The organism is Cronobacter sp. EKM101R (genome assembly GCF_963888145.1).
Taxonomy (GTDB): domain Bacteria; phylum Pseudomonadota; class Gammaproteobacteria; order Enterobacterales; family Enterobacteriaceae; genus Cronobacter; species Cronobacter turicensis.
This window is the reverse complement of record NZ_CAWPHW010000001.1, coordinates 360899-381884: the sequence shown is the minus strand read 5'-3', so window position 1 is coordinate 381884 and position 20986 is coordinate 360899. Positions and strand designations below refer to the sequence as shown.

14 protein-coding genes, 3 tRNA genes and 2 pseudogenes are annotated in these 20986 nt (G+C 55.8%); 5 read left to right on the top strand and 14 right to left on the bottom strand.

The window, feature by feature from the left end; translation table 11 throughout:
* The 5 genes from AACV31_RS01820 to AACV31_RS01800 form a co-directional block, all read right to left on the bottom strand.
* The coding region (locus AACV31_RS01820) for a T6SS immunity protein Tli3 family protein (RefSeq protein WP_166337078.1) at window positions 1–458 on the bottom strand (458 nt) is incomplete at its 3' end.
* Window positions 459–461: 3 nt separating this feature from the next.
* On the bottom strand, window positions 462–1157 hold the full coding sequence (locus AACV31_RS01815) for a T6SS immunity protein Tli3 family protein (RefSeq protein ID WP_165154651.1): 696 nt from the start codon (window positions 1155–1157) through the stop codon (window positions 462–464).
* Window positions 1158–1160: 3 nt separating this feature from the next.
* Window positions 1161–1856, bottom strand: coding sequence for a T6SS immunity protein Tli3 family protein (locus AACV31_RS01810; RefSeq protein ID WP_255491248.1), 696 nt, complete (start codon window positions 1854–1856; stop codon window positions 1161–1163).
* A 9-nt stretch (window positions 1857–1865) separates the two neighbouring features.
* On the bottom strand, window positions 1866–3974 hold the full coding sequence (locus tag AACV31_RS01805; RefSeq protein WP_165154653.1) for a T6SS effector phospholipase Tle3 domain-containing protein: 2109 nt from the start codon (window positions 3972–3974) through the stop codon (window positions 1866–1868).
* On the bottom strand, window positions 3974–6484 hold the full coding sequence (locus AACV31_RS01800) for a type VI secretion system Vgr family protein (RefSeq protein WP_165154655.1): 2511 nt from the start codon (window positions 6482–6484) through the stop codon (window positions 3974–3976). Before AACV31_RS01800 ends, AACV31_RS01805 begins: the two co-directional genes overlap by 1 nt.
* 742 nt (window positions 6485–7226) lie before the next feature.
* Here AACV31_RS01800 and shiA point away from each other — a divergent pair.
* On the top strand, window positions 7227–8546 hold the full coding sequence (gene shiA / locus AACV31_RS01795) for a shikimate transporter (RefSeq protein WP_075199150.1): 1320 nt from the start codon (window positions 7227–7229) through the stop codon (window positions 8544–8546).
* A gap of 41 nt (window positions 8547–8587) precedes the next feature.
* Here the strand turns inward: shiA and cbl are convergent, their stop codons facing one another.
* Together cbl and nac are read right to left on the bottom strand one after the other, a co-directional pair.
* Window positions 8588–9541, bottom strand: a complete 954-nt coding sequence (gene cbl / locus AACV31_RS01790; RefSeq protein WP_075199149.1) for an HTH-type transcriptional regulator Cbl — start codon at window positions 9539–9541, stop codon at window positions 8588–8590.
* 101 nt (window positions 9542–9642) lie between these two features.
* A pseudogene (gene nac / locus AACV31_RS01785) lies at window positions 9643–10513 on the bottom strand (nitrogen assimilation transcriptional regulator NAC).
* Between the two features lie 317 nt (window positions 10514–10830).
* Between nac and AACV31_RS01780 the strand changes: the two are divergent.
* Window positions 10831–10906 (top strand) — tRNA-Asn (locus AACV31_RS01780).
* Window positions 10907–10958: 52 nt separating this feature from the next.
* Here the strand turns inward: AACV31_RS01780 and AACV31_RS01775 are convergent.
* Window positions 10959–11984: an LLM class flavin-dependent oxidoreductase gene (locus tag AACV31_RS01775; protein ID WP_165154657.1), complete on the bottom strand. Its 1026-nt coding sequence runs from the start codon at window positions 11982–11984 to the stop codon at window positions 10959–10961.
* A 243-nt stretch (window positions 11985–12227) separates the two neighbouring features.
* On the bottom strand, window positions 12228–13442 hold the full coding sequence (locus tag AACV31_RS01770; protein ID WP_105537755.1) for a diguanylate phosphodiesterase: 1215 nt from the start codon (window positions 13440–13442) through the stop codon (window positions 12228–12230).
* A gap of 350 nt (window positions 13443–13792) precedes the next feature.
* Here AACV31_RS01770 and AACV31_RS01765 point away from each other — a divergent pair, with 350 nt between their 5' ends.
* Both AACV31_RS01765 and AACV31_RS01760 read left to right on the top strand, forming a co-directional pair.
* Entirely contained in the window at window positions 13793–15247 is a 1455-nt protein-coding gene (locus tag AACV31_RS01765; RefSeq protein ID WP_007769204.1) for an AMP nucleosidase, read from the top strand.
* A 132-nt stretch (window positions 15248–15379) separates the two neighbouring features.
* A tRNA-Asn gene (locus AACV31_RS01760) sits at window positions 15380–15455 on the top strand.
* A gap of 51 nt (window positions 15456–15506) precedes the next feature.
* On the opposite strand, the pseudogene AACV31_RS01755 reads toward AACV31_RS01760, so the two are convergent.
* Window positions 15507–17011 (bottom strand): annotated as a pseudogene (locus AACV31_RS01755) (EmmdR/YeeO family multidrug/toxin efflux MATE transporter).
* 158 nt (window positions 17012–17169) lie between these two features.
* Here AACV31_RS01755 and AACV31_RS01750 point away from each other — a divergent pair.
* Window positions 17170–17245, top strand: a tRNA-Asn gene (locus AACV31_RS01750).
* A gap of 114 nt (window positions 17246–17359) precedes the next feature.
* On the opposite strand, the gene AACV31_RS01745 is transcribed toward AACV31_RS01750, so the two are convergent.
* The 4 genes from AACV31_RS01745 to dacD all read right to left on the bottom strand — a co-directional run bounded on the left by AACV31_RS01745 (window position 17360) and on the right by dacD (window position 20854).
* Window positions 17360–17698, bottom strand: coding sequence for a DUF496 family protein (locus AACV31_RS01745; protein WP_004385327.1), 339 nt, complete (start codon window positions 17696–17698; stop codon window positions 17360–17362).
* 168 nt (window positions 17699–17866) lie between these two features.
* Window positions 17867–18925 carry an FUSC family protein gene (locus AACV31_RS01740; RefSeq protein WP_007769177.1) on the bottom strand — a complete coding sequence of 353 codons (1059 nt, stop codon included), beginning with the start codon at window positions 18923–18925 and terminating at the stop codon, window positions 17867–17869.
* A 201-nt stretch (window positions 18926–19126) separates the two neighbouring features.
* Window positions 19127–19600, bottom strand: coding sequence for a DNA gyrase inhibitor SbmC (gene sbmC, locus AACV31_RS01735; protein WP_165154661.1), 474 nt, complete (start codon window positions 19598–19600; stop codon window positions 19127–19129).
* Between the two features lie 87 nt (window positions 19601–19687).
* Window positions 19688–20854, bottom strand: coding sequence for a serine-type D-Ala-D-Ala carboxypeptidase DacD (gene dacD, locus AACV31_RS01730; protein ID WP_041924186.1), 1167 nt, complete (start codon window positions 20852–20854; stop codon window positions 19688–19690).
* Between the last annotated feature and the right edge of the window lie 132 nt (window positions 20855–20986).

Here is a 20986-nt window from a genome sequence, read left to right as displayed (position 1 = left end):
GGATCGTCGAACGGCTTTGACGACATATACAGCCGGTGTTTCGTCTGTAAAAAACCCTGATCGTTGACGACGGTGAAAGACTTAACATCTTCATACGGTCCATGGTTATCACCATTAGGTTCATTGCCTGAAGGGGAGTAAAGCGCATCTGTCCATGTTTGACCGTAGTCTTTAGAAACAATGAAACCGTCAGCCCCCCAATTCGTAATGGCTATATATCTCTCTGATGGATGAATAAATCGACGCGTGAAAATTCGATAAAACTGACTTGCAGGCTGAGAGTGAATTCCTCGCTTCGTGTCCGTATACCAGAGCTCGCCTTCGCAGTCCCAGCCCTTCAGTTCCAGATAACGGTGATCGTCAAAGCGATACACCACCTGCGTTGGTGGCTCTTTCGCCTGACAACCCGCAGCAAAAAAGATTAGCGTTATGAATAAAGCTGCTGTGAGTCCTTTCATATTTCAGCGCCCCGCATCCATATCACAACGCATATGGTCCCAGCCGGTGTAGTTCTTAACTTCAGGGACATTCTCAGGAAGCCCCTGGTAATTAGCTTCGTGCTTCATAACTTTCCCTTCCAGCCCCTGTGGTGTGAAGTACACCATTCCCCATGCCCAGCCAGGAAACTGAAGATCTATACGCTGCACGGTTCCGTCATCCAGCGTATAGGTAATCCCCGGCCCGCCAGGGGCCAGACGCGGATCGTCGAACGGCTTTGACGACATATACAGCCGGTGTTTCGTCTGTAAAAAACCCTGATCGTTGACGACGGTGAAGGAAAGAATGTCGTCGTATGGTGGTGATGAATCACCATTTGGTTCGTTCTCGCCGGGGGAAAACATAGCGGGATACCAAGTCTGTCCATAATCTTTTGACACAATGGAGCCTGCCGAATCCCATGTGGGAATGACAATATAACGCTCTGACGGATGGACGAATTTTTTTGTAAATATTCGATAAAACTGACTCACAGGTTCAGTGTGAATTCCTCTCTCCGTATTAGTGAACCAGAGCTCCCCTTCACAATTCCAGCCTTTGAGTTCTAAGTAGCGATGGTCATCGAACCGATAAATCACCTGCGTTGGAGGCTCTTTGGCCTGACAACCTGCAGTCAGAAAGACTGGCGTGGTGAATAAAACGCCTGTGAGTCCTTTCATATTTCAGCGCCCCGCATCCATATCACAACGCATATGATCCCAGCCGGTGTAGTTCTTAACTTCAGGGATATTGTCAGGAAGCCCCTGGTAGTTGGTGTGATACTTTGCGGTATCGTTTACAAGCGCCTGTTTCGTGATGTAATCCAGCCCCCAGGCGGGGCCAGGAGAATCTGGTTCAATGCGCTGCACGGTTCCGTCATCCAGCGTATAGGTAATCCCCGACCCGCCAGCAACCAGACGCGGATCGTCGAACGGCTTTGACGACATATACAGCCGGTGTTTCGTCAGTAAAAAACCCTGATCGTTGACGACGGTGAAAGACACAGCATCTTCTGCTGGCGCTCTGTTATCGCCATTAGGTTCATTTCCCGATGGAGAAAAACCTGCGGCCTTCCATGTTTCACCATAATCTTTCGAAACAAGAAACCCATCCACCTCCCAGTTTGGTATAGAAATGTAACGCTCTGACGGATGGACAAATTTACGGGTAAATATCCGATAAAATTGAAAATAAGGCTGAGAATGAATCCCTCGCTTCGTATCCGTATACCAGAGCTCGCCTTCGCAGTCCCAGCCCTTCAGTTCCAGATAACGGTGATCGTCAAAACGATACACCACCTGCGTTGGCGGCTCTTTCGCCTGACAACCTGAGGCCAGAAAAACAGCAACTACCGCCAGTTCTGCACATAATCCTTTCACGTTTTGTCCTTAAGCCAACTGGCTGTCACTCTTGGGTTTTGGCATATCCCACTGCAGGTTTTTTACTTCCTGGTTGCCGGCGGCCAGAACGCGTGACGGCTTAACAGTGATAGCGTTGTTAAACTGGTTTTCAACGCCGTAATCCCCTTCAGGCAGAACTTCTTTTGGTCTATTCATAAAATTTTTAGTCTCAGCAACTGGCAACCTTCCCGAACGGTAATATTCTCTGGCATCAGCATTACCATTCTGTGGATCCCGCCAGTCCGCGCGGTGTAACAGCGCCTCCCAGAATTTACCCGCCTGATAGTCAAACGCTTTGCACTGTCCGATGGCCAGGTCAAACGCCATCGCGTGCGACGGCGCAAACTCACTCATGACAATAGAAGAGTGCTGGCTGTAGCCGACCGGATCGGATTTCTGCCACTCCTTTTCCAGTTCGTCGCGGGATTTAAGCCACGTCAGCGTCAGCTGTGAAAAATCTCTCGACCCGGTCACCACACCACGAATGACCTCATGCCCCCGGTCAAAACTTTCCACCTTCAGCTCCTCCGGCGTTAAGACATGGCCCGGTTGCCAGCGGATACGCTGATAATCGTTAAGCGCATACGTGGCCGATGCCGTGCGGGGAATGGCAGACGCTTTCGCAGAGTAGGAGATGCAGGCATCCGGGCTGTCCGGGTCGATATACGCGGTATACGGAATGTCACTGGTTTCAGGGTCGTTATCCGGGTGGTTATCCTCACCCTGCAGTCTGAACATAAACGGCTCCGGCAGCTCTTCGCCGTTAATCACCACGTCGATGTACGAATAGCCCGCGTTCATCACCGGCGTGGTGCTGAAATCCCCCCTGCGTTCTGGTGCCATCGTAAACGGCGCCGTCTCCGGGCGACCGACCCAGCGGTGCTGGCAGAACACCCGCTGGCGAAGATTAGGAATACTGCCGGCAATGCTATCCGGAATGCCCCGCCAGCCGAATCCCTGGATATTTTGCAGCGAGACCGTGCCATCCTGCGGGCAAAAGTAGTTGTAGACTTTACCGCTGTTGTCCCGGCGGTATTTCGCGTCCTGGCGCAGCGGATTGTCAGACGGTTTGCGCAGCGTGCAGCTGGCCTCCAGGGCCTGCAGGGCATCGTCTGACAGTTCGCCGCCTTTGTACCGGGTCGCCATCAGCGCACAGAATTTTCGGAAGGTTTTCTGCCGGGCCTCGTCGGTCTGGTGGTGCCCTGACTGCAAATTCTCACTCAGGCGGCTTTCCAGTGAATACGGGGAGTGATTCAGAATGGTGCAGTCAGGCGGGTTATAACCCGCCTGTTTCACCAGCATACTGGCCAGCATGGTGATAATGGTGCCCTGGCTGTGCGCCACCACGTTGATAACATCATCCTGCGTAACGGGTTCACGACGAATAGTGAGAATCAAATCCGCCAGGCGCTGGGCGGCAAAAAACTGATAGATACGGTGCGGATTGAGGAAAATCGGGTGCGTGTAATTACCACCGTTCATATACAGCGTCCCGAACCCGGCCGCCGCCACCACTGCGCCACCGGCACCCGGCCCCAGCATATCGGGAATGCTGGTGGTGGCATTGGCGAATGTCCCGCCGCCTTTGGCAAAATTCACATCGAGGGTATTTCTGAAATTATCGTTCTGAAACTTCAGCGCCCCTTTTCCGTCGTTACCCAGCGCCGCTTTATTTTTCTCGTTATCTTCCTGATACGCGTCATACGGCAGATGTGCCTGGTCCTTCAGCTTGTTCAGTTCATCACGGTAGCGTTTCTGATCGGCAACATAATCCGCATGGTTGACCGGCTTATATCCCCAGTAAAACGGGATCACGGGCGAACGGCCCGGACGGGTAATTCTGTATTCACCCCATTCATGCGCGTAAAAATCCTGTCGGTTAAGGCGCTTGCTCAGGCCGGCGAGAATGCCCTTTTCCTGGTTCTGGTAGGCTTCACCCACGTCATTGACGCCGTGAATCAGGATAACGATGCACGGCATGGGCCGCGGCACGCCGACTTTGCAGGTCTGCGCCGCCTCCCCGAGGTTTTTATGAACAGGAATATCGCCTTCTGATATCACCCGCGGTGCGTAAGGGCTCTTTTTAGCGTCCGTCATCACAGTAACTCCATTTTGTAGGTATCCAGGTCATCGGCATCAAGTAACGATGAATGGCCGTTGTTGTCTGTAACACCTTCAACCACTTTTCCGGTCGAGCTGGTCAGCCTGAATTTTTTATTCGCGAGAATTTGCTCAGGGTCATCTGCGGCATGCAGCTGGTAGCGGAGTTTAAATGCGCTCTTATTGAACGAAGGGACCGTTACTTGCGCGCTTTCAGGACCGTCGTACTTCAGGCTCGGCGCTTTCAGCTCGATTCCCGTCGGCGAGAAGAGGGTAACCAGTCCGTTCGGGCTGATACGTATGCCGCCGCCGCCGCAAACGAGTTGAATCCCCTGTTTGGCGCTGGCGTTCATCTTCCCGGCGGTGCTGGTCAGCGTGAAATCCTGCTGCGCCAGCAAATGCATTTCACCGCGCTGGGCCTGCGTCGTGATATTCCCGGCGCCAGCAATCATCTGAATGCCAAGCTTGCGGGCAAACAGCGAAAGTTTTTCCCCTACGGCCAGCGAAAACTTTTTCACCACGTTCATGCTGGCATCGCTCCCTGCCGTAGCGATCAGATCCTGCCCTGCTGAGAGTTGCAGGCTTTCCGGGGTCACCTGCGCGATACCGCTGCCCGCGTAAGCCAGCATGCCCGGCCCGGCGAGCGTATTTAGCGTCTGGATTAACTGGCTCTGCTTATCGGCTTCAACATGGTCAGCTCCTGCTACCGCGGCGCTTTGTTGCAACGTTTTCGCGAGCGCCAGCGCTTTTTCCAGCTGCGCTATCGCCGCCGTCATCTCCAGCTGTTTCCCTTCGGCGCGGGGCTGCGCTTCCGTTGTAATCAAAACCCCTTTTGCCGCTCGTAGCGCCATCCATTTGTCCGTACGGGCTTCTGCCCCTTCTCCGCGCGGTTTTCCCTGGGCGTTAACAAGATGACCCGCGCTGAACTGGGTTTTGCCATATTCAGTGGAAATCTTGATATGTTCCTGGCCCCGTCGGTCTTCCATCCTGATTTTATTGAGCCCCGCCGTGCGAATAATGTTACGGGTGTCATTGCGACTGGTAACCAGATCGGGTCGCCCACCGTCATGCAGAACATGGGCGATATAGGGCCGGTCGGGATCGCCCCCTTCAAACGCCACAGCCACCTCGGTGCCATCAAGCAGGGGAAAGTGCAAACCGAACGTGTCACCGGCATACAAGCGCCCCAGCCGCATCAGCGCACTTTCAAAACCGGGACGTTTTTCCTGGAGATCAAAGTCGAACTTCACCCGATAACGACCTTTCGCATCCAGAACAGCGTAGGTTTTATCATTTCCCGGCGATGCGACTCGCGCCGGAACGGTTCCGGCGATCACCGGGCGCGGCAAAAACTCAGGCCGGAAGTGATAACCTGATTTGTAAGGAATACCTGTTAGCGTGGCCCGGTAATGCTCACTGCGGCTGCCATTTATCGTCATAGAGGTAACGACAAAGCCCGGTTTGAACCCGTCCGGCACAGGGCCGGTCATATAAAACAGAGTACCGGGTAACAATTCCGGGGCGCTGCTCAAAGCACGCAATCGGCTTTGCCGGTTCAGCAGCCGTTCGTAACGCAACCGGGCATAAAACGTGGCGGTTTCCGCTTCTTCTCCGTAAAAGTCTCCGTCTTCCAGAAAATGATCGGCGTAATGGTATTCGTTGCCGCTCGTCACCTTATCCGGCGTATCCGGATCGCGGATAGTTTTACTGGCCTGCACGGACTGGGGGTGCCGGTAGTTGTAAGTTCGTACCTGCACATTGTCAGGCACCAGAATGTGCTGCTCTTCCGGTTCGGTAATGTATTCGTCATGGCTGGTCATTCCGGCGTAGTGAACACAGGGCATTGATTTATCACTGAACCGATAACGCCCATTCGAGTCGCCAAAAATGATGACGACCTCAGTCGGGACTTTGTCGTGATTTTCAAAACGAAACCAGATCCCGACTTCAGCCAGCAAGCGGCTGATAAACTGCAAATCCGTTTCTTTCCACTGGATAATCATTTCCCGGGACGGATACGTGTGTTTCAGGCCGTCAAAATCGATGTTATAGCCGTCAAAATATCCGCTGTTTATCATTAAATGTTTAACGAGTTCGGGCACAGACATATTGACATAAACAGCCGAGTGGTAATTGCGGTCCAGCAGCGCCAGCGCATGCTCCAGAACACATTCATAAAGGGTTTCATCGGCGGAAGATTTAAGTCGGGAAAACGCGGTTATAACGCCATTAATTTGCCGGACAGGCAGCCATGGCGATTCACCCTGCCATTTTGCCCGAGGATTTGGCGCGCGCAGATAAAATTCCGCTATCTGGTTAAGCACGTTATCTAGCCTGATGTTGGCGTCCGGGCTGGTAAAGCGGATAACGTAACGATAGGGATGGCTTAGTGCCTCCGTTCCCGTAAAGGAATGGACGTCAGATACAATATCTTTACTTAGGGGAAAGACTAATAAATAGCGATTTAATGAATTCTGCGGTTGAAACGCTGCCGATTGTCCTGCCATATCAATATCCCTTTAATAATGGACCGCGCTTAAAAATAATACGCCCGAAAAATTTAAAATTAAACAATTTAAAACTGGTCAATATAAATTCACAAAATCAATTTTATTCACGGTGTGAATAAACAAAAAACTTTTGGAATAATTCACAGTAAAAACGTTAATAGCGCAACAATAAAAAATCCTTTGAAAAATTCGGGCCTCAAAAGGTATTACCTGAATGACACGATTTCATAAAATAGATATAACCGCAGAGATATGCGCCAGTGACCATTTTCATATCACACCTGTTTATCGTCAGACAGGCCAACATTGCCGCTACCGGCAGTTTTTTACGGCCAACTGGTCATGGATGCGCGCCTTCGCACAACGAGTGGCCTGCGAGCCGTCCCTGAGCTTCATCGTCTGAACAGACGTAAGACAGATACCGTATCCCGTCAGAGGAGCCAGATTTAAAGAAGCCCGCTTTTAGCGGGCTTTTTGCTTGTCAGCTTCCGCACCTCGTTGTTTTACACCTTGCTGTTTTCCCACCCGTTGTGATTCTCGCCACATAATCCTCTGTACACACCGCTTCCCTGAGTCAAATGGTCCTTTCACGCCCGTCACGGCGCAAAACGGTTTTCACCCGACGGCTGTCGCTGTAGTCTCAGTAACGGCTTTTTTTGGCTGCGTACGATGTGAGTAACCTTCAATCTGCTTTGATAACAATAAAAATACAGAATGTTGACGAATGGACAGGACAACGATGGATTCCACGCTCATGACTCCCCGCCCTGATGAGGCGCTCCCTCCCTGCAACCGTGCACGCCGTGCCGCCTGGGGCAGCTTTGCCGGCGCGGTCGTAGACTGGTTTGATTTCTTACTCTATGGCATTACTGCGGCGCTGGTGTTTAACACCGAGTTTTTCCCGCAAATCTCGCCGGCGATGGGAACCCTTGCCGCTTTCGCCACCTTCGGCGTCGGCTTTTTATTCCGCCCGCTCGGCGGCATTGTCTTTGGTCACTTCGGCGACCGCCTGGGCCGCAAGCGGATGCTGATGATGACCGTCTGGATGATGGGCATCGCCACCGCCTGTATCGGCATTCTGCCGTCGTTCGCCACCATTGGCTGGTGGGCGCCAGCGCTGCTGGTGACGCTGCGCGCCATCCAGGGGTTCGCCGTAGGCGGCGAATGGGGCGGCGCGGCGCTGCTTGCCGTAGAGAGTGCGCCCGCTGGCAAAAAAGCGTTTTACAGTAGCGGCATTCAGGTGGGATATGGCGTCGGGCTGCTGCTTTCCACCGGTCTGGTGTCGCTTATCAGCTATCTGACGACCGATGCGCAGTTCCTGAGCTGGGGCTGGCGTCTGCCGTTCCTGTTCAGCATTGTGCTGGTGCTGGGCGCGCTGTGGGTGCGTAACGGTATGGAAGAGTCCGCCGAATTCGAGCGGGCGCAGGCAGCAAAGCCTGCCGGGGCGAAAAAGCGGCTGCCGGTCTTTGAGGCGCTGGTGCGTCACCCCGGCGCATTCCTGAAAATTATCGCCCTGCGCCTGTGCGAATTGCTGACCATGTATATCGTCACCGCGTTTGCGCTTAGCTACTCGACGCAGAATCTGGGCCTGCCGCGCGAGCTGTTTCTTAATATCGGCCTGCTGGTGGGCGGCGTGAGCTGCCTGACCATTCCGCTGTTCGCCTGGATGGCCGATCGTTACGGACGTCGACGCATTTACATTACCGGCGCGCTGCTCGGCGCGCTGAGCGCCTTCCCCTTCTTTATGGCGCTGGAAGCTCGTTCGATTGTCGGCGTAGTGATTTTCTCGCTGATGCTCGCGAATATCGCGCACGATATGGTGGTCTGCGTGCAGCAGCCGATGTTTACCGAAATGTTCGGCGCAGGTTACCGCTACAGCGGCGCGGGCGTCGGGTATCAGGTGGCAAGCGTCGTGGGCGGCGGCTTCACGCCGTTCATCGCCGCCGCTCTGCTGACCTTCTCCGGCGGCGCGTGGCATACGGTGGCGATTTACCTGATGGCGGGCTGTCTGCTGTCGGCGCTTACCGCGCTCTTTATTAAAACGCCGCAACCGCAGTAGTCATCACGCCCCGTCAGCCGCCCGCTGGCGGGGCGCTCGCGCTAAATCTGATAATCGATCACCACTTCACCGGCAGGCTCCAGCGCCTGCTGCTTAATCTCCTCAAGCGACAATCCGGCATTGCACAACTCAATGAAGCGCCAGACGTAGTTGCGCTGAAGCTGCCCGCGCTTCAGGCCCAGCCAGACGGTGTTAGCGTCGAAGAGATGCTTTGTGTCGAGCCGCGTGAGCAGGCTCTCTTCATGGGGTTCGCTCGCCTGCTCCGCCACCAGCCCGATGCCCAGCCCCAGTTCAACATAGGTTTTGATAACGTCGGAATCCTGCGCGCTCAGGACGATATCCGGCGTCAGCCCTTTGCGGCTGAAAGCTTCGTCAATACGCGAGCGGCCCGTAATGCCCTGCCGGTAGGTAATAAGCGGCCAGCGGCTAATCTCGTCAAGCGTCAGCGGGCTGGCCTGCGTGAGCGGGTGATCCTTCGGCACGAGCAGGCTGTGATGCCAGCGAAACCACGGATAAGCCACCAGCCCCGGATCGGCGCTCAAGCGTTCGCTGGCGATACCGATATCCGCCGTCCCGCTTTGCAGGAGCGATTCTATCTCCTGTGGCGTGCCCTGAATCAGCTCAAGGCGCACCTCGGGAAAGAGCGAACGAAAGGTTTTAATCACCGATGGCAGGCTGTAACGGGCCTGGGTGTGCGTCGTGGCGATAGTCAGCACGCCGCTGGCATCGTTAGTGAAGAGATCGGCTAAGCGGCGCACATTACTGGCTTCATTAAGGATGCGCTCGGCAATCACCAGCAGCGCTTTGCCAGGCTCGGTCATGCCCAGCAGGCGTTTGCCGCGGCGAATGAAAATCTCAATGCCGAGCTCTTCTTCCAGCTCGCGGATATGACGGCTGACACCGGACTGCGAGGTATAAAGCATGTTGGCGACTTCGGTGAGATTAAAATCCCGCCTCGCCGCCTCACGAATAATTTTCAGTTGCTGGAAATTCACAGCGCCCCCGGGAGCGATTTAACATGACGCTATTGTTAAAGTCCCCCGGCGGGCATCACAAATAATAAAAAGCTGTCTGTTATTCCGTTGTGGAATATCTGTCAGCCCACCAGCAGCAGCTCGCGGTTTTCCAGCGCCGGACGCGCCACGAGCGACAGCAGAATATCTTTCACGGCCTGCGCCTGCGGCGTTAACGGCGCACGGGAGGAGACATTGAGCGAGAGCGGCAGCGTCATCGACGGGCTGGTAATGCGAGCCAGCCAGCCGTTCGTCGAGCTGGCGAGCGAGCGCGCCGCGGATTCCGGCAGCACCGTTACCCCCATGCCGCTGGCAATCGCGGCGCTCAGCGTAGACACCGATTCGATTTCTCCGATGATTTTCGCGGTCAGGCGACGTAGCGAAAAAGCTTCATCCACACGCTTGCGCACGGCGCTGTAATCGCGCGGCAGGAAGAGATTCATCTGGGCGACGCTCGTCAGATCCACGCTCTGCCCTGGACAATCGCGCGTGCCGACCAGAAACAGATCTTCTTTAATCAGCGGCTGGCTGGTGAGCCCGGCCACCGGTGCGCGGTCATATAACACCGCCATATCAAGCTGGCCGCTCAGGAGTTTATCGTTCAGCGGCGCGCACGGCCTGCAACAGCGGCATGGTCACGGAGGAAGCCGCCGTCCCGGGCGCGAGTCCGACAGAGACCTGGCCCTGAAGCGTCTGGCCGACATTGTTGACGGCAAGCTGCGCCTGCTCGCACTGGCGCAAAATGGTGCGGGCATGCGCATAAAGGATTTTCCCGGCTTCCGTTGGCGTGACGCCCCGTTTGGTGCGAATCAACAGTTGCTGATCCATCTCCCCTTCCAGAGTTGCGACCTGCTGGCTTAACGCGGGCTGCGCAATATGCAGCACTTCCGCCGCCTGCGTCAGGCTACCGATATCGACGATTTTCACGAAGTATTTCAGTCGTCTTAAGTTCATTTTGCCTCCTGTACGGAATGCCAGAGCCAATGCCGGCAATGATGTCGTAACAGGTTTTGCAAGATGCTTGCCAGTTTTTAAAACGGAGGCGCAGCTTATATAAGCGCTTAAATTATAAGAGGAAGCGATAACTTATCACTGGTGACGGTTGAAACACTGTTTTGCTTATGCCCCATAAGAGGTACTTTCGCACCAGAATGGTGCGCGAGCAGAAGGCGCGTGAAAGTTGACGGTTTTCTCAGCAAACGAATTGTCTGGCGCGTTCAGGGCTTTACAACGCCAGGCGACCCCGGTACTATGCGCCCCGTTCACACGATTCCTCTGTAGTTCAGTCGGTAGAACGGCGGACTGTTAATCCGTATGTCACTGGTTCGAGTCCAGTCAGAGGAGCCAAATTCAAAAAAGCCCGCTTTTTAGCGGGCTTTTTGCTTTTCTACGGTATGCGTTAATCGCGCCATCCCATTGCCGGGGCGATGTGGCGCAGAACAGCCTCAATAAGGTGTACGTTATAGTCCACGCCCAGCTGATTCGGCACCGTCAGCAGCAGGGTATCCGCTTCGGCAATCGCCTCGTCCTGCTTAAGCTGCTCAATGAGTTTCTCGGGTTCGGCGGCGTAACTGCGCCCGAAAATGGCGCGGGTTTTCTCATCCAGAAAACCGACCTTATCGCTGTCGTCACGGCTACTGCCAAACCAGGCGCGATCCCGGCTGTCCATGAGCGGAAAAATACTGCGGCTCACCGATACCCGGGGCGTGCGGGTATGCCCTGCCTCGGCCCAGGCGGCGCGGTAGGCGCGGATCTGCTGCGCCTGCTGAATGTGGAACGGCTCGCCGGTTTCATCATCCTTCAGGGTGGAGCTTTGCAGGTTCATACCGAGCTTCGCCGCCCAGACCGCAGTGGCATTGGAGCCTGCGCCCCACCAGATGCGCTCGCGCAGTCCTTCAGACCAGGGTTCGAGTCTCAGAAGGCCTGGCGGGTTAGCGAACATCGGCTGCGGATTGGGTTTGGCAAACCCTTCCCCGCGCAGCACGTCCAGCAGCGTCTCGGTATGACGGCGCGCCATGTCGGATTCGTTTTCACCGGCGGCGGGCTCATAGCCAAAATAGCGCCAGCCATCGATGACCTGTTCCGGCGATCCGCGGCTGATCCCCAGTTGCAGACGCCCGCCGGCGATGAGGTCCGCAGCACCTGCGCTTTCCGCCATATAGAGTGGGTTCTCATAGCGCATGTCGATAACGCCAGTGCCTATCTCAATATGGCGGGTTCTGGCACCGATAGCGGCCAGCAGCGGAAATGGCGAGGCGAGCTGACGGGCGAAGTGGTGCACGCGAAAATACGCGCCATCCGCACCCAGCTCTTCTGCCGCGACGGCCAGATCGATGGATTGCAGCAGGGCATCGGCCGCGGTTCGCGTGGCGGACTGCGGCGATGGCGTCCAGTGACCAAATGATAAAAAGCCTATTTTTTTCATGCTTATCCCGTTTTCAGGGCGGGCGTTGCTGGCGCACGCGCCATGCCCGCCGCATGGTCTGGTTCAGATGCCCTACTCTGTCCTGATCACGGGGAAGAATAAATGCCCTTTGTTTAACATAATGGTTCAAATTTATTGACGGACCAGCCTCTGCGCGCTTAAAAACGCGCAACGCCTGACTGGCGTCAATCTGGAGAATAGTAGCCGTAACAGCATCCGGGGCCTGCACCCCAGGACGCTTTCTTATCTGGCCGTGGGCCAGCTTACCGACGGGGCACGGTTCAATAGCGGTCTGGCGAACAGATAGCCCTGGAAATATTTAATGCCCACCGCTTCCAGCCAGCACCACTCTTCCACTTTTTCCACGCCTTCCGCTACCACCGTTATCTCAAGCTCAGCACAGCACCGGATGATGCCGAGGACAATGGCCTGTTTCGGGCCGTGAAGATGGATATCGGCAACGATGCTGCGGTCGATTTTAATGCGCCCTGGCTGAAAGCGCGTAAGCAACGACAGTCCCGCAAACCCGGCGCCAAAGTCGTCTATCGCCAGGTTGATGCCCGCAGCGCGTAACTGGCGAATCACAGACTCAAACTCATCAAAACGCGAAATCACTTCGCTCTCGGTGACCTCAACAATGACCTGCTGCGGAAAAAGGCCCTGACGCGCGATCTGCGCCAGCAAGATCTCAACAGCATCCGGCGCCTGCACCAGCGATCCGGGCAGGAGGTTGACTGAAATCATCTGGCTGCCGATATTTACCGCTTTCGCCAGCGCGAAAGCTTTTTCTTTGGAATGAAGATCGACGTTATAGAGCGTTTCGCTGGACATCGACGCAAACAAGGCGGCAGGCGAGCCGCCATCGGGAGAACGGATCAGCGCCTCAAACGCTTTAATTTTACAGGTCAGCGGCTCCACAATCGGCTGCAGGGCAAACTGGCAGGCGATATCCGTCACGGCGGGCGACAAGTCGCGCCCAGGCTGCTGTGGCGGCATCGGCTCGACCCGCCAGGCATCCGGTATAAACCGGCGCGAGATCTGCTGGCGATCCGGGTGACGCAGGAAGGAGCGGATAAATTTATACACCCTTGCTTCACGGGCGAGATTGAACGGCACCACGCTGGATTTAACTACCGACTTCAGCACCGCATGGGCTTTGACACTGCGCAGGTCGAACAGCGCCATGCCGACGTTTTCAAAGTGCCGATGCGGCGCGTAGTCGCGCATCAGCTCAACGATGAAATCGTGCCGCTCGTCCCGGCTGATGCGTTCGAACAGGGCATCAACCGAGCTCAGCGGCCCTTCAAGCACCTGCAGAAACTGGTAGCCATCAAACACCAGAATGCCGCTGACCTGCATCGCAGCGTTACGCATCTGTGCCTGCCTCACAATCGCGGCCAGACTTTCATGGTCGATATCAGCTTTAAGCCGACTGCGGTAAATGAGGGTAGATAGCATCGTTTTTCTGCATTTTCAGGTCATATAGAGGGCCAGTATACCCGGTTGCCTTTCGTTGCAATCCGCGAAGTTGCCCGCATATATTCTTTCAATCGATGCCATTGCGCCCTTTAATTAGCAAAAACAGACGCATAGCCGGTGAAAATATTTATTCATTAAGTGAATGTTCAAGGGGAACGGCGCAAGCAGGAAAATCAGTGAACAGAAAGGGACACATTAAGCGCAATGCGATCGGCCACGCATTTTACAGATTAATGCCATTGCGCCATTCCCTTAAGTTTCATAAACCTGTGCCATATTATCAGACATAGTACAGCTTCCCGCTGTGCCACGTGGGATCAGGAGACCAGATGAATACCACTGCAACACCTCTGACGCCCGATGAGGCGCTCGACAAACTGGAAGCGTTATATGATGACGCGGTTAACGCGCTGCGCGACGCGATTGCAGCCTTTATTAATGAAGGACGCCTGCCGGATGAGGCGCAGCGCGCGCAGGGATTATTTGTATATCCACAGTTGCGGGTATGCTGGGACGGCGACGGAAGCAAAGCCGAGAAGACGCGCGCCTACGGGCGATTCACCCATGCAGGGTGTTACACCACAACCGTAACGCGCCCCGGACTGTTTCGCAGCTACCTGCGCGAACAGCTGATCCTGTTGTATGAAGATTACGGCGCGACGATTGAAGTCGGCCCGTCGCAACATGAAATCCCCTACCCGTATGTGATTGACGGCTCGGCGCTGACGCTGGACCGCTCGATGAGCGCGGGCCTGACCCGCCACTTCCCGACCACCGAGCTGGCGCAAATTGGCGATGAAACGGCCGACGGGATCTTCCACCCGACCGAGTTTTACCCGCTGTCGCACTTCGACGCCCGCCGCGTTGATTTCTCGCTGGCGCGTCTGCGCCACTACACCGGCACGCCGGTCGAGCATTTCCAGCCCTTCGTGCTCTTTACCAACTACACGCGCTATGTCGATGAGTTCGTACGCTGGGGATGCAGCCAGATCCTTGATCCGGACAGCCCGTACGTGGCCCTCTCCTGCGCGGGCGGCAGCTGGATCACCGCCGATACCGAAGCGCCGGAAGCAGCGATTTCCGATCTCGCCTGGAAAAAACATCAGATGCCCGCCTGGCATTTAATTACCGCCGACGGTCAGGGCATTACGCTGGTGAATATCGGCGTCGGACCGTCGAACGCCAAAACGATTTGCGACCACCTCGCGGTGCTGCGCCCGGATGTCTGGCTGATGATTGGCCACTGCGGCGGCCTGCGCGAAAGCCAGTCGATCGGCGACTACGTACTGGCGCACGCGTATCTGCGCGACGACCACGTACTGGACGCGGTGCTGCCGCCGGATATTCCGGTGCCGAGCATCGCCGAAGTGCAGCGCGCGCTCTATGACGCCACGAAGCTGGTGAGCAATATGCCGGGCGAGGAAGTGAAACAGCGGCTGCGTACCGGCACCGTGGTAACCACGGACGACCGCAACTGGGAGCTGCGCTACTCCGCTTCGGCGCTGCGCTTTAACCTGAGTCGTGCAGTGGCTATCGATATGGAAAGCGCAACTATCGCCGCCCAGGGTTATCGCTTTCGTGTGCCCTATGGCACGCTGCTGTGTGTCTCCGATAAACCGCTGCATGGCGAAATCAAGCTGCCGGGCCAGGCGAACCGCTTCTACGAGGGCGCGATTTCCGAACACCTGCAGATTGGCATTCGCGCCATCGATTTGCTGCGCGCCGAGGGCGAACGCCTGCACTCGCGCAAACTGCGCACCTTTAACGAACCGCCCTTCCGCTGATGTCAGCGCAGCCCCGGCGTGGCGCTGGCTGCGCCGGGGTTTGCGGAATTATTCAGCAAACGGTTCAGCATTTTACATTCAGGCTTTGACAACCCGGAACGCTGCCGTTACTATGCGCCCCGTTCTCGCAATTCCTCTGTAGTTCAGTCGGTAGAACGGCGGACTGTTAATCCGTATGTCACTGGTTCGAGTCCAGTCAGAGGAGCCAGATTTAGAAAAGCCCGCTTTTTAGCGGGCTTTTTGCTTTTCTGCTTAAGGCTTACATCGCCCTCGGCTGACCTGGCGGCGCAGGGGTATCCAGCACCACGGGTCGCTTCGGCGGGCGTGGATATTTCTGTAGCCATTTGCCGCTTACCATACGCCAGTAAAAGAAGACGCCGCGCACCGCCCAGTCGAGGAACATCCCGAGCCACACGCCCACCACACCCATGCCGAGCACGATCCCAAGCGTATAGCCCGCGACGACGCGACAACCCCACATGCCGAGCATCGACACCCACATCGCAAACCGTGCGTCGCGCGCGCCCTTAAGCCCCGCCGGCAGCACCCACGAGGCCGCCCAGATCGGCATAAACGCGGCGTTGAGCCATAGCAGAATTTTAACGACCTCTTTGACATCCTCTTCCTGGGTGTAAAACGAAGCAAACAGCCCGGCAAACGGCGCGCTCACCCAGGCGATGGCGGTTAGCATAATCGTTGAAAGCCAGAAGACATGGCGCAGTTCACGCTCAGCCTGGCCAATCTGCCCTTTGCCGAGGCGTTTGCCAGTGATGATGGTCGAAGCCGAGCCGAGCGCGTTACCCGGCAGGTTAATCAGGGCGGCGACCGAGAACGCGATAAAGTTACCGGCAATAACGTTGGTGCCCATGCCCGCCACAAACATTTGCGTCAGCAATTTGCCGCCGTTAAACAGTACCGATTCAATGCTCGCGGGCAGCCCGATGCCAAGCACTTCCCAGAGAATATTGAGCTTAAGCGGCAAAAAATAGCTTTTAAGCGAGATACGCAGCGCCGGGTTGAAGCCAATCATCAGTACATAAAGAATGGCGATAGCGCCGATATAACGCGAAATGGTCAGTCCCAGCCCGGCGCCGATAAAGCCCAGACCGTCCCAGGAGAAGAGCCCGTAAATCAGAAAGCCGCTGATGACGATATTCAGGATGTTCATCCCGCCGTTAATCAGCAGCGGAATTTTGGTGTTGCCCGCCCCGCGCAGCGCGCCGCTGCCGATAAGCGCGATGGCCGCCGCCGGGTAGCTCCAGGCCGTAAGCTGCAGATAGACGAGCGCGAGCGCTTTGACCTGCGGCGCCGCATCGCCCGCCACCACGTTAATGATGTATTCACCGGTTACATGCACCAGCGCCGCCAGCAGAATCGAGACGATGGTCATCAGCACCAGCGACTGTCTGGCCGCCGCCCTCGCCCGCTTGCGATCGCGCTTGCCGAGGCTGAACGCCACAACAACCGTTGTGCCTAAATCCACCGCGGCGAAGAAAGAGAGCACCACCATATTGAAGCTGTCGGCAAGGCCCACGCCCGCCATCGCTTCTTTCCCGAGCCAGCTCACAAGGAACGTGCTCAGCACCCCCATCAGCAGCACACAGGTATTTTCCAGCAGAATAGGCACCGCCAGCGGCGTGATTTCACGCCAGAACAGAACCCGATAGCTTTTTCGTTTCTTGTACCAGGGCGTGCGAGCAATGGCCTGGCGAACAGTGGTGGTTACACTCAAAATGAACCTGCGCGCGAAAGTTGAAACCTCATTTCAAATAATGAGTTAGATCCCACGATCCTGCAAAGGCTTTCCACAGATATTGTCGGAAAATAACTCGTTATGTTCATAGAATGTCCGAACGCGCAGACCGAAGGAAAATGGCATTTGACAATTGGCGCGGGGCCGCTATGATTAGCCTCCACACGATTCCTCTGTAGTTCAGTCGGTAGAACGGCGGACTGTTAATCCGTATGTCACTGGTTCGAGTCCAGTCAGAGGAGCCAGATTCAAAAAAGCCCGCTTTTTAGCGGGCTTTTTGCTTTTAAACGTTCTCTCGCCAGGAGAGATGTGCGCCATACCGCAGACATAAAAAAACCGCCGAAGCGGTTTTTTTAAACTTATTCTTCGCCTTTCGGCTCGTGCACTTTCAGCTCGCCCATCGCTTTGAGCTTTTTCGAAATCTCGCGGCGCTCTTTGGAGATCTCGGCGTTTTTGATGATGTAGTCATCAACACGGTCTTCGTAGTCGCTCTTCATGCTGGCGATAATGCCCTGGATGGCTTCCACGCTCATACCCGGCTTAATGTAGTCGCTCAGGTTGTCGAGCAGCAGCACGCGCTTCTGGTTGTCACGAATTTTCTTCTCGACGTCCTGAATTTCACGCTGCAGCTTGTTTTTACGGCGGAACAGACGTACGAACTCAAGAACGTCCTGGAATGAAGGTTTGCTGTTTTCCATTTTTACACCCCTGCTGAATATAAGACTCGGATTCGTTAAAACAACCGCATAGCGTAAACCTTACTGGCAGCGGCGGTTGATGACAATGGTTTTATCCCGTTCAGGATGCCTGCGGCTATCATACTCTGAAACGGTGCTGAATCGAAACAAGCGCCTGCCGTCTGCGTATTATTTGCGCAGCGCCCGACAGATAAGCTGTGAAAGGCGCTCCAGCTGCTGCGCCAGTTCCATGCTTAACCATACATAGCCGTGAATCGGCGTTTCCACCAGTTCACTTTGCTGCCCCTCTTTCATCAGCGCGCGCAGCTCAAGGGCAATTTCCACCAGCTTCTCACGGTTGGCCATGACCGGCGACGGGTTGCCTTCGCGCAGCGCCTCGGCAATCGCCGCCAGCGTGTTTTCGGTCATCTGCTGCGAATCACGCAGGGTACGGGCGTTAATCATCAGAAAATGGCTTTCCCGCGAGGCCCACCAGGCGTTGATCTGCATCTCCAGCGTACAGACCATATTGCGGCTGGTAGTCTGAATCGCTTCGAAAATCGCCCGCTGAATGTGCGTCTCCTTACTGGCGGGCGTGATAAACGCGCGCAGCTTCACCACACTGCCAAGCATATTCTGTAGCGGCTTATCGAGCCGCGGGCGCTCCACCAGGTTGGGCGACAGCCCGGCGTGATAAATCTTTGCGAAATCGCCGACAAACTTCGCCATCTGGATACGCCAGTGGATAAATGCCCGCTGCGGCCAGAGGCTCGTAAAAAGCATCGCCAGCAGCGAACCGAAAATCACGTCACCGCCGCGCCAGAGCGCGACCAGCATATCGCCCTGCGGCGCGCCGACCACCACCGAGAGCGTGATGCCAATCAGCAGCGCCTGATAAGGCCGTTTACCGAGCGCCAGAAAGCCGCACAGAAACATCGCCAGCGCGCACCACAGCAGCATCAGCGGCAGCGACCAGCCTTCGAGTTGCAGCGCCACCAGGCCCAGCGCCGCGCCAAGAATAGTGCCGCCGATACGTTCAAACGCGCGCGGTACGACATTCCCCCAGAACGAGATGGGCCCCATCACCACCACCAGTGTGATGAGCGGCCAGGTGCCTTCCGGCACGTTCAGCATCCGCACCAGTAAAAATGTCAGGATAAACGCCAGCGCAATGCGCACGCCATGCACGATGCGGTAATGCTCGTAGAGACGAATTTCAAAAGAGGAGAGCGATTTATCAGCACGCACGCTTTCTTTCCCGTTAACAGCCTTGATGAAACGTCGATTCAGGCGAGGCGCCTGAAAATGAGGGACGCTATTTTCTGACAAAAATCGGGGAAAAGCTGTAAATTTTCGGAAAAGGTGGACGAATAATCGAGGAATTAACGTAATTTCGCCATTTGCTTAACAAAAAATCGCGCCCGCCGTGACAACGGGGGCGCCAGTGGGTTATTCGCCTGAGGTTTGCACCGGAATATACATGTCTATCTCCCAGTAGCCGTCGCGCTTGCCATCGTTGAGATAGATTTCAAAACACGGACGCGCCGCCATCTGGTAACGCACGTCCTGATGCAGACGGGTAAAGAACGCGAGCCACGGCGTGCCGAAATCGTGGTTTTCAACGCGCGCGCGCGCCACCGCATACTGGCCGCCCGGCAGATCCGTCAGGATAATGCCGACGCTGTTCTCCGGCAGGGTAAAATCCGCCGGCACCTCAACCACCGTATCGGCGCGAAGCTTCTCCGGGGCGACCTGCTGCGGATTATCATAATAGACCGCCAGCCACGCCTGCGGCTGGATATGAAAGTTATCCACCCACAGCGTGAGCTGTTCAAACCCCTGCGGCACCGTTTTCTCCCACGGGCCGACCAGATGAAAACCGGCAATTTTACGCGTTAAGACATGCTCGATGGTGTAATCCATGTTCACTCCTCGCTGTTCAAAATAGCGAGTATAGTGTGCGGCGCTCATCCGGGCGTCTGTGAGCGCCTTCGCGTTCGCAAAAAACGGTTACAGCGTCAGGTGCAGCCAGTCGCCAAAGCGCGAAAACACGCCGCCCTTTTTCACTTTCTCAAGCGTCACCAGCGGCATACGCGCAATGATCGTATCGCCGTTATAGAGCTCTATCTCACCCACTTTTTCATTGGCGTCCAGCGGCGCGTCGAGGCGCTCGCGATCGAGCAGATATTTCGCCTTCACGTTGGCGAGCTGCGCCTTCGGCAGCGTCAGCCAGAAATCGCGATCGGTGCCGACCGCCACCTGCTCGTTTTTGCCATACCAGACGCGCTCGGTGCCCACTTTTTTGCCTTTTTGCAGGATCTCCACGGTATCGAAAGTCTGCTGGCCCCAGTGGAGGAGTTTACGCGCCTGGTCTTCGCGCCCTTTCGGGCTGTCAGCCCCCATAATCACCGCGATCAGGCGGCGCTTGCCATCGACGCTGGAGGCAATCAGGTTAAAGCCTGCCCCGGAGGTGTGGCCGGTTTTCAGCCCGTCGACATTGAGCGTCTTATCCCACAGCAGGCCGTTGCGGTTCTGCTGAGTAATGCCGTTCCAGGTGAGGCTCTTTTCGCTGTACATATGATAAAACGCGGGCTCGCCGTGAATGATGGCGCGCGACAGCACCGCCAGGTCGTAAGCGGAGCTGTGCTGCCCCGGCGCGTCCAGACCGTGCACCGTTTCAAAATGGGTGTCTTTCAGGCCGAGCTTTTGGACATAGTCATTCATCATCGAGACAAACTGCGGCTGGCCGCCCGCCACGTAATCCGCCAGCGCCACGCAGGCGTCATTGCCGGAATCGACAATCAGACCGCGGCTGAGGTCGCGCACCGTGACGCGATCGCCCGCCTTCAGGAACATCAGCGACGAGCCCTCAAACACCGGGTTATCTTTCGCCCAGGCGTCTTTCCCGACCGTGACCACGTCATCCGGCGTGATGCGATGGCTGTCGATGGCGCGGTCCACCACATAGCCAGTCATTAATTTGGTCAGGCTCGCCGGGTTACGCTGTTGATGTTCGTTATTTGCCGCCAGTATTTGTCCGGTCGTGTAATCCATCAACACATAGCTACCCGCCATAATGGCTGGCGGCTGCGGCATGGAAAGCGCGGCGGCGTGCGCCTGCGCGGTAATACCGGCCAGCATGATGCAGGAAGCGGCAATCATTGGTCTAAATTTCAACAGCATATCCTCTGTAACTTCGCGATGGGGCGCCTTTTTTACGGCAGTTTGTATTTCCTTGCTCCGGTAAATTGCAAGGAAATATGAATAAGACGTGTCTTAACCGAAATTCCTGGCTTTTCGCTTATCCCT

What these genes read in the sequence shown, in the direction of transcription:
- AACV31_RS01770 (WP_105537755.1), bottom strand. Translation starts at nt 13,442, where the DNA reads ATGCTATCTACCCTCATTTACCGCAGTCGGCTTAAAGCTGATATCGAC.
- AACV31_RS01805 (WP_165154653.1), bottom strand. Translation starts at nt 3,974, where the DNA reads ATGACGGACGCTAAAAAGAGCCCTTACGCACCGCGGGTGATATCAGAA.
- AACV31_RS01800 (WP_165154655.1), bottom strand. Translation starts at nt 6,484, where the DNA reads ATGGCAGGACAATCGGCAGCGTTTCAACCGCAGAATTCATTAAATCGC.
- shiA (WP_075199150.1), top strand. Translation starts at nt 7,227, where the DNA reads ATGGATTCCACGCTCATGACTCCCCGCCCTGATGAGGCGCTCCCTCCC.
- sbmC (WP_165154661.1), bottom strand. Translation starts at nt 19,600, where the DNA reads ATGGATTACACCATCGAGCATGTCTTAACGCGTAAAATTGCCGGTTTT.
- AACV31_RS01815 (WP_165154651.1), bottom strand. Translation starts at nt 1,157, where the DNA reads ATGAAAGGACTCACAGGCGTTTTATTCACCACGCCAGTCTTTCTGACT.
- AACV31_RS01765 (WP_007769204.1), top strand. Translation starts at nt 13,793, where the DNA reads ATGAATACCACTGCAACACCTCTGACGCCCGATGAGGCGCTCGACAAA.
- AACV31_RS01745 (WP_004385327.1), bottom strand. Translation starts at nt 17,698, where the DNA reads ATGGAAAACAGCAAACCTTCATTCCAGGACGTTCTTGAGTTCGTACGT.
- AACV31_RS01775 (WP_165154657.1), bottom strand. Translation starts at nt 11,984, where the DNA reads ATGAAAAAAATAGGCTTTTTATCATTTGGTCACTGGACGCCATCGCCG.